The sequence below is a fragment of the Candidatus Neomarinimicrobiota bacterium genome, assembly GCA_018651745.1.
Classification (GTDB): Bacteria; Fidelibacterota; Marinisomatia; order Marinisomatales; family TCS55; genus JAAZYX01.
The window spans coordinates 88,339-96,615 of the sequence record JABIDL010000011.1 but is presented as its reverse complement, the minus strand read 5'-3'; the positions used below and the strand labels follow the sequence as shown (position 1 = coordinate 96,615).

Here is an 8,277-nt window from a genome sequence, read left to right as displayed (position 1 = left end):
CCTGTAATACCACCAATAATGTGATAAAAGGCTGTCAAGTTGCAGTACATACCTGGCATATGTCTTCCCCCAATCTTGGTCATGGTCCCTACAGACTCAGACCCTGGCTTGATGTTTCATACGATTTATTGGGTTACAACTCTATTTACAGTAATGAGGTTCAATTCCATAATCAGGGAAGTACCATTTACGCCATTGGAAACAACTGGTCTTTACAATCCTGTTCTTTTACCGGTCCGTTTGGTTTTGATGAAGAATCAGCCCCAAATGTAATTTGGTCCCCGGTCTTGGCAGAACTGGTTCCTTCACCAGAGATTGCCAATATTGAAGAGCTGTATCACAAAGCTTCCAAACTTGAGGCCATAGGCGAGTTTGAAACGGCACTGGAACTATATTCCCAGGTTGTAACGGCAGTCCCGAATGAAAAGCCCGGAGAACTTTCCCTGTATGGATTGGCACGCTGTTACAAGGCACTTGGTCAGGAAGAAGCCATGATACAATCACTTGTTTCTATTTCAGAACAATTTGAAGGAACCGGTGTCCATAAACACGCTCACTCACTCTTATCATCTCATAAGATCAAAGACGGTGAACTACCAATGCTTTTAGAAGCAGAAGGTCACATTCATACCATTCGCACGGAATACCCGAATCATGAGATGGAGCCCAAACTCTTGTATGAAGAATTTTTGATTGCAAATAAACGCGGCGATGGTCCTTTAGGCAGAACCGTTGCAGGAAGTGATGTATCTCTTAGTGCCAAAGAAGTTTACCGTAAACTTGAGAGAAACCATCCAGACTCGCCGTTTACCTTTCTGGCTGGTTTAGAGTCAGCAAGCAGTAAAAAGACAAAAACCACCGCAGCCGTTCCAACATCATTTACCCTGTATCCCGCCTACCCGAACCCCTTTAATCCAACCACCACCATCCGGTTTGATATTGGCGTAGGGGCGAGACATGTCTCGCCACTACAATTGCGGATTTACGATATCACCGGCCGGCTGGTGGAAACCCTTCTAAACGAACCGATTGCACCCGGAACACATGAAATCATATGGAATGCAGAATCATCATCCACCGGTGTTTATTTTATCGTCCTCACATCCGGAAAGGAACAACAAGTGCAGAAAATTGTGTTGGTGAAATAGAAGGACACTCGTCCCTCAAATTCGCAATTTCTAAAGCTTTTTTATTACTATTATAATTATTATGGATCATGAATTCTGACAAGAAAGCTCTCATAGTTACAGCACTTAAATCAGAGGCAAAACCGTTGATTGAGTATTACGGTCTGAAATTTGAGACGGAAACACAATTTCGGGTTTACCATAAAGATTACATCACACTTCTCATTTGCGGGCTCGGGAAACAAAAAGCATCCGAATCGGTAACGGAATTTCTGAGAATTTATCCGGAAGATTATTTGCTGGTCAATGTAGGCATTGCAGGCGGAAATCCCAAAACAAGCAAGATTGGTGAAATGTATGTGATTCATAAAATTACAGACAAAAATTCCAAACGTGAGTGGTTTCCGGACATCCTGCTGAAGCACGGTTTGAAGACTTCAGAATTAACTACTGTGGAAAATGCGGTCACGGACGGTTACGGTGAATATGAAAATCTGGTGGACATGGAAGCATCCGCGCTGTTTGAAGCTGGAATAAAATGCATCCCGGCGCATAGAATGGTGTTCCTGAAAATAGTATCGGACGCGATGGAAGCGTCTGAATTCAGCGCAATAAATGTGGATTTACTAGTTCGAAAAAATATATCGGAAATAGCCCGGGTTATTCAATTGTGTTTAAAATCTAATATTTGAGTTTAACTGCCTGACTCATCGGGCGATTCTTCTGATTCTTTCGATTCCTGATTCACAAAATCCTTTACTGTTTCTACGACTTTGGGTGCAAGGTCCAACAGTTTTGATGTAACGCTGTCTTTTTCGCCAATGGTCAATAACCGAGCGCCATCCGGGCCGATGATCACAAACCCAACCGGCTCGATAGACCATCCTCCACCAACACCTTGTCCGGCATCAGTTTCTTTACTTTCACCGCCTCCTCCGCCGAATCCGAATGTCACCTTGGAAACCGGAATAACTGTATGATCTCCGGCTTCAATTGGGTCACCGACTACAGTGCGCGTAAGCATTAAATCTTGAATTTCATTCAATGTATTTTTTATGAGGTTTGTAATGTCCATGATTTATCCTTTCTGAAAGCTAAAATTAAAATAAGTCTTAGTGAGATTCCACACTAATAGTACAGGTATAAGCTTGAAGCAAATGGAACCGGTCAAATCTGTATCAAGTTGATGGGTAAAAATCGGTCGAATATTAAAATTGAATCGAGAAGAGACAATGGATCCATTCAATGCCTGAAGTCCGCCAAATACGATTCCGGTATGCGCAGAATTTTTAAACCCCAGTTTTCCGGTTAAATCAAATTGGTTCCATTGTAGTGACTTTATCGCCGGTTTCATATATTTTATTGAAAGAAATTTCTTTCTTTTCGTTGTATCATCGAGTTTAGTTTGAGTCCGCCTACTTTTTTTTATTGAAAACTGAAACCACGGATTTTGATAGGGGCCCAAAGAAATAATTTTTGAAGGCAAAACAGATAGACCGAATTGATTTGTGCCAAATTTTACGACGCCTTTTGTAGAAATAATAGTTTCTTTCAAAACCAAATTTCCATCCAAAGATATTTTCCATGGGAGAATAGAAATAAAGAATAATACGAACAGAAGTCCGCAAAAAATTTGAAGTAGTAAAAAGACAATACTCATTCAAAAAGCATATTGGTATGCGTTAGAAGTTCTTCTGCACGTTCTTGTGAAAGCAAGTTTTCCGGCATAGCATCCGGCAGAAGGGCAGGATCTGCATCAATCACAAATTGTAGGTCTTTTTCAAAAGATTCCCGGTCACCCGACTTGGTATGTAAGTACCGCGCTCGCAAAAGATATGTCTCGAAATAATTTGGCTCGGTTGCGATAGATTTGTTAAAATAATCAGTTGCGAAAGAAAGATCCACTCCCGGCAACCGTGCATAAAATGCTCCGAAAAATCGATTGGGGCCTCCAAAGAAATAATCCGAATTAGAAGCTATAATTTTATGCATTAGCACTTCAAGCGTTTCTCTGTACTGCAATCGCTCAATCACTTTTTTGTTTGCAAGAAATCGTCCCTTGTTTGCGCAATACCAGTACATTACCGGCACTGAATTTTCCGGTAAGGCAGACAATCCCGCAAACGATTTGACTATGGAATCACCTTGGGTTGAATCAAATACAGTCATATAATTTTTTGATGAAGTTATCCAAGTCCAAGTCGCATCAGCGCCTTCCTGAAAAAGAGCATCTTTCATAGCGGGATCTTCTTCTACATAATAACCAAGGAAATGACAAATGCGAGCAAAAAGAGCAACTGCATTTTGATCGTGCGGCGCTAGAGAAACGGCTTGTTTCAGCATGACATGCGCCAAGCGGGCATCCTTAAAACGAACCCGCTTTCCCCAATGTTTTTCTCCGCGCTCAACCAACTGTTGGACATTGTCAGAAATATTATCAGGTATTTCACTTACTCCAAATGAAGCACAGCTGGAAACGAATATCAAAATGATAAGGAAAAATGATGTAACTTTCGCAAGTGAAGAAACAGTTATTTTATCGCTTACACTTGATAGGTGTAATTTATTGTTCATTGACCGGAATTCATTGTTTAACAATCGGGAATTTCGCACGCAATACCTTATGGGTTCAAGGAATTGGATAAAGCCATTAAAATAAAAGGAATAGACCTTGCGTCACTCTTTGGTGCTGCAGATGCACATTTGCGTTTAATTGAAGATACATTTTCTGCTCAAATTATTGTTCGTGGTGAGGAGATTAAATTAAGCGGTGAAATTGAAGCGATCAACCAAATCCATGAAATATTTCATGAAATGATTCAAACACTAAATCGAAAAGGATCACTCACACAAAAGGATGTAAAAGGATTGGTGGATTTGGTGCGGGCGCACAATGGTCATGAAAAAACTACCCCGGATGATGTCATTCATTATGGAATAAAAGGGTCCATTTCACCGCGCACAGATGGACAAATCGCATATATGAAATCGTTCCGAGAAAATGATATCGTGGTGGCTGTTGGTCCAGCCGGAACAGGAAAAACATATCTTGCCGTTGCCGCGGCCGTCGCCGCTTTAGACAACCATGAAGTCAGCAGGATTGTATTATGCAGGCCGGCAGTTGAAGCAGGTGAAAATTTGGGATTTCTTCCCGGCGATCTAAAAGAAAAAGTAGATCCGTATTTAACACCGCTTTACGATTCGCTGGATGATATGCTACCCAAATCCCGATTGAACCCAATGTTAAATAACAACACGATTGAAGTCATCCCTTTAGCCTATATGCGAGGTCGCACCTTGAGTGATGCGTTCATGATTTTGGATGAAGCGCAAAATGCCACAACCATGCAAATGAAAATGTTTTTAACACGATTGGGCGTGAATTCAAAAGCGATTATTACAGGTGACGCAACACAGATTGATTTACCAAAACGAACCGAATCCGGGCTTTTGCAAATTATGGATATTATGCAAAATATAGATGGAATTGGATTTGCGAAACTCACTGAAATGGATGTGGTAAGGCATAAACTTGTGCGCGATATTATTAAAGCATACGATTCGAATGGTGGAAAATGACGAGCAATAATTCCACTCCGTTTTTTCTTTCAAAGGAATCTCTAGGGGTAGATTTGGATCAAACATTTGGCACCTTAGAAAAAAACATCACGGCGGATATTGCTGTAGTGGGTGGCGGTATCACCGGTGTTTTAATTTCATACTTTTTGGCAGAAGCCGGAATAAAAACTGTTTTGCTTGAAGGGCAAATTATTGGGAAAGCAGCAACCGGACGGAATACAGGATTTATATTAACCGGTACCGTTGAACATTATAGTCGTGTTAAAGAACTACTTGGAAAAGAAAAAGCAAAAAGATTGTGGAACCTGACACAAGAAAATCATGAAGTTTTGTTTGACATTATTTCAAACGAAAAAATTGCATGTGAATACAGAAAAAACGGAAGTTTAATTCTTGGAGTAAGCGAACAGGAAGGGAAAGAATTAAAAGCAACTTATACAGAATTAGTTTCTGATGGGTTTCACGTAGATTATTTGGATGAAGTTGCTTGCAGAGAACATTTGAATTCTAATCAATTTAACGGTGCAATTAGAATGCGAAATGATGGCGAAATTCAGCCGGTGAAATTTGTTCGGGATTTGGCGAATATTTTGAAAAATAATGGTATGCCCGTTTTTGAAAAAACGATGGTAAACCATATTTCAACTGATGAAACATCTGATTCTGTTCAGATTGAAACAGATAAAGGAACTGTGTCTTGTGCAATGGCGATTCTTGCAACCAATGCTTATTCCGCGAAACTTCAATCTCGCCTAAAAGATAAAATTGTTCCGGTGAAGGGTCAGGGGTTTGTGACGGATCCTTTTTCTGAAAAATTATTTGAAGAAGTGATTTACGCAAATTTTGGATATGAATATTGGCGACAACTTCAAGATGGCAGATTTATGGTTGGCGGATTTAGAGAAAATGCTCAAAATTCTGAGGAAAATGATTCCGAAAATGTTGATCTTGAATTGTTGCAGGGATTATATGATTACTTCACATCCTTATTCCCACAGGCAAAGTCGGTTAACATTTCCCACGCTTGGGCAGGAACAATGGGTTTTAGTCAGGATGGACTTCCGCTTTTGGGCGCAGTTCCGGGAAGCTCAAATGTATTTGTTTGTGGTGGCTATACAGGGCACGGCTTAGGATTTGCCGGATCGCTCGGAAAAATGGCAGCGGAAATGATGATTGAAGGCAAAACACCAAATAGTGATTTATTTTACACACAACGATTTGCAGCATAGGAAAAAAATATGAAAAATACCTTTAGAGATGTCTTTTTAGTAGCAGCTAAACGAACGCCTGTAGGCGCATTTCAGGGTAGTTTGTCTTCTGTATCTGCAACTACTTTGGGTTCGGAGGTGGTTAAAGCAATTTTAGAAGAAACAAAAATCTCACTCGACTCTGTTGATGAGGTGATTATGGGTTGTGTCCTTTCTGCCGGCCTTGGACAGGCACCGGCCCGTCAGGTTGCTTTACGATCGGGTCTCTCGAATTCTGTTGAATGCCTTACCATAAATAAAATGTGTGGATCCGGATTAAAAGCAGTTATGCTTGCGAGTCAGGCAATCAAAACCGAAGATGCAGACTTGATCATTGCCGGCGGAATGGAAAATATGACGCGGTCTCCGTATTTGATTCCAAAGGGAAGAGATGGGCTTCGTTTAGGTCACGGGAAAATTATTGATAGCATGATTGGAGATGGCCTGTGGGATGTATATAACGATAAGCACATGGGTAATTGTGCAGAAACTTGTGCTACAGATAGAAATTACGATCGAGAAGATCAGGATGCGTTTGCGATTGAATCATACACACGAGCGCAAAAAGCTCAGGCTGACGGATTATTTGACGAAGAAATGATTCCTGTTTCTGTCCCCCGCCGAAAAGGAGACGATATTATTGTGGAAGTAGATGACGAACCTAACCGTGCAAATTTTGATAAAATGAAATCACTCCGCCCTGCTTTTGATCGGGATGGAACTATTACCGCTGCCAATGCTTCCAAAATTAATGATGGCGCTGCAGCTGTTTTAGTTGCTTCGGAAAAAAAGGTGCAGGAATACCAATTAAAGCCAATGGCTAAAATAATCTCTCAAGCTTCCGCGGCTCATGATCCAGAATGGTTTACGACTGCTCCGAGTAAGGCAATTGCTAAGGCACTTTCTAAAGCAAATATCCAAGCAGATGATATTGATTTATGGGAGATAAACGAAGCATTTGCTCCTGTTGCTCTGGCAGCGATAGAAGATTTTAATTTAGACCGTGAAAAGGTAAATGTGCATGGCGGCGCGATTGCTTTGGGTCACCCAATTGGCGCAAGTGGCGCGAGAGTTTTGACCACTTTACTACATGCCATGGAAAACCGAAATGCTAACAGAGGACTTGCAACGTTGTGCATCGGCGGCGGCGAGGCTGTTGCCCTCATCGTGGAAAAAGTATTATGAATTTTGATTTAACAGAAGAACAATTATTGATTCAAAAAACCGCAAAGGAATTTGCGAAAGAACATCTCGAACCGGGTGTCATTGATCGAGATGAAACTTGTACGTTTCCGAAAGAACAAATCGCTTTAATGGCCGATCTTGGGTTTATGGGCATGATGGTTCCGGAAGAATATGGTGGCGCCGGTTTGGATGCCGTCAGCTATGTAGTTGCATTAGAAGAAATTGCTGCAATTGATGCATCGGCTTCCGTCATCATGTCTGTGAATAATTCTTTAGTCTCTCAGTTAATAATCCATTTTGGTTCGGATGATCAAAAGACCAAATATCTACCGGATATTGCCAATGCAACAACCTTAGGTGCTTTTAGCTTGAGCGAACCACAATCAGGATCGGATGCCGGAAATATGAGGACGTTCGCCGAGCGTAAAAATGGCAATTATATTTTAAACGGAACCAAAAATTGGGTTACAAATGGATTAAGTTCCGGGTTGGTAATTGTTATGGCGGTAACCGAAAAAAATGTGGGCAACAAAGGTATTTCTGCCTTTATTGTTGAAAAGGGAATTAATGGGTTTTCCACCGGAAAAAAGGAAGATAAAATGGGTATTCGGGGTTCAGACACATGTGAACTATATTTTGAAAATTGTGAAGTGCCTGCAGATTCCATCATTGGCAATGAAGGAGACGGTTTCAAAATTGCACTTGGCACATTGGATGGCGGGCGGGTTGGAATTGCAACCCAAGCTTTGGGTATTGCCAGGGCCGCAATGGAAAAATCTGTTGCCTATGCAAAGGAACGAAAACAATTCAAGAAACCAATTGCAGAATTTGGAGCAATCCAGAGTAAACTGGCTAGAATGGCAACGAATATCAATGCTGCTAGATTGCTCATTATGAATGCTGCTCATTTAAAAGATGAGCATAAACCATTTTCAAAGGAAGCGGCTATGGCAAAAGTATTTGCATCCCGAGTTTCTATGGAGGCTTCTACCGATTGTGTTCAAATTTTTGGAGGCTATGGTTACATGCGTGAGTATGGAGTAGAACGATTAATGCGGGATGCGAAAATAACCCAAATTTACGAGGGTACATCAGAAATCCAAGAAATGGTGATTGCGAGGTCTTTACTACATGAATAA

Annotated in this window: 9 protein-coding genes; 6 read left to right on the top strand and 3 right to left on the bottom strand. The window is 41.1% G+C overall.

What is annotated here, in order from left to right:
* Nucleotides 1–59: 59 nt before the first annotated feature.
* Both HOD97_02140 and HOD97_02135 read left to right on the top strand, forming a co-directional pair.
* Nucleotides 60–1,148, top strand: coding sequence for a T9SS type A sorting domain-containing protein (locus HOD97_02140; protein ID MBT4280411.1), 1,089 nt, complete (start codon nt 60–62; stop codon nt 1,146–1,148).
* A gap of 68 nt (nt 1,149–1,216) precedes the next feature.
* Nucleotides 1,217–1,819, top strand: a complete 603-nt coding sequence (locus HOD97_02135; GenBank protein MBT4280410.1) for a hypothetical protein — start codon at nt 1,217–1,219, stop codon at nt 1,817–1,819.
* A gap of 2 nt (nt 1,820–1,821) precedes the next feature.
* Here the strand turns inward: HOD97_02135 and HOD97_02130 are convergent, their stop codons facing one another.
* Genes HOD97_02130 through HOD97_02120 form a run of 3 tightly spaced genes read right to left on the bottom strand, consistent with a single transcriptional unit; the run spans nt 1,822 to nt 3,701 of the window.
* Nucleotides 1,822–2,202 (bottom strand): sporulation protein, encoded by a 381-nt coding sequence (locus tag HOD97_02130; GenBank protein ID MBT4280409.1) that lies wholly within the window; start codon nt 2,200–2,202, stop codon nt 1,822–1,824.
* Nucleotides 2,203–2,205: 3 nt separating this feature from the next.
* On the bottom strand, nt 2,206–2,787 hold the full coding sequence (locus HOD97_02125) for a DUF2953 domain-containing protein (protein ID MBT4280408.1): 582 nt from the start codon (nt 2,785–2,787) through the stop codon (nt 2,206–2,208).
* Nucleotides 2,784–3,701: a hypothetical protein gene (locus HOD97_02120; GenBank protein ID MBT4280407.1), complete on the bottom strand. Its 918-nt coding sequence runs from the start codon at nt 3,699–3,701 to the stop codon at nt 2,784–2,786. Before HOD97_02120 ends, HOD97_02125 begins: the two co-directional genes overlap by 4 nt.
* 63 nt (nt 3,702–3,764) lie before the next feature.
* Between HOD97_02120 and HOD97_02115 the strand changes: the two genes are divergently transcribed.
* Genes HOD97_02115 through HOD97_02100 form a run of 4 tightly spaced genes read left to right on the top strand, consistent with a single transcriptional unit; the run spans nt 3,765 to nt 8,277 of the window.
* A complete protein-coding gene (locus HOD97_02115; GenBank protein ID MBT4280406.1) occupies nt 3,765–4,706 on the top strand; it encodes an AAA family ATPase in 942 nt (313 codons plus the stop codon).
* Nucleotides 4,703–5,935: an FAD-binding oxidoreductase gene (locus HOD97_02110; protein MBT4280405.1), complete on the top strand. Its 1,233-nt coding sequence runs from the start codon at nt 4,703–4,705 to the stop codon at nt 5,933–5,935. The genes HOD97_02115 and HOD97_02110 overlap by 4 nt, the downstream gene beginning before the upstream one ends.
* Nucleotides 5,936–5,944: 9 nt before the next feature.
* Entirely contained in the window at nt 5,945–7,138 is a 1,194-nt protein-coding gene (locus HOD97_02105; GenBank protein MBT4280404.1) for an acetyl-CoA C-acetyltransferase, read from the top strand.
* Nucleotides 7,135–8,277, top strand: a complete 1,143-nt coding sequence (locus HOD97_02100) for an acyl-CoA dehydrogenase (GenBank protein MBT4280403.1) — start codon at nt 7,135–7,137, stop codon at nt 8,275–8,277. Before HOD97_02105 ends, HOD97_02100 begins: the two co-directional genes overlap by 4 nt.

Bases quoted from the DNA above. Each gene is read 5' to 3' on its own strand.
- HOD97_02130 (MBT4280409.1), bottom strand. From the start codon at position 2,202: ATGGACATTACAAACCTCATAAAAAATACATTGAATGAAATTCAAGAT.
- HOD97_02105 (MBT4280404.1), top strand. From the start codon at position 5,945: ATGAAAAATACCTTTAGAGATGTCTTTTTAGTAGCAGCTAAACGAACG.
- HOD97_02110 (MBT4280405.1), top strand. From the start codon at position 4,703: ATGACGAGCAATAATTCCACTCCGTTTTTTCTTTCAAAGGAATCTCTA.
- HOD97_02125 (MBT4280408.1), bottom strand. From the start codon at position 2,787: ATGAGTATTGTCTTTTTACTACTTCAAATTTTTTGCGGACTTCTGTTC.
- HOD97_02120 (MBT4280407.1), bottom strand. From the start codon at position 3,701: ATGAACAATAAATTACACCTATCAAGTGTAAGCGATAAAATAACTGTT.
- HOD97_02140 (MBT4280411.1), top strand. From the start codon at position 60: ATGTCTTCCCCCAATCTTGGTCATGGTCCCTACAGACTCAGACCCTGG.
- HOD97_02100 (MBT4280403.1), top strand. From the start codon at position 7,135: ATGAATTTTGATTTAACAGAAGAACAATTATTGATTCAAAAAACCGCA.
- HOD97_02135 (MBT4280410.1), top strand. From the start codon at position 1,217: ATGAATTCTGACAAGAAAGCTCTCATAGTTACAGCACTTAAATCAGAG.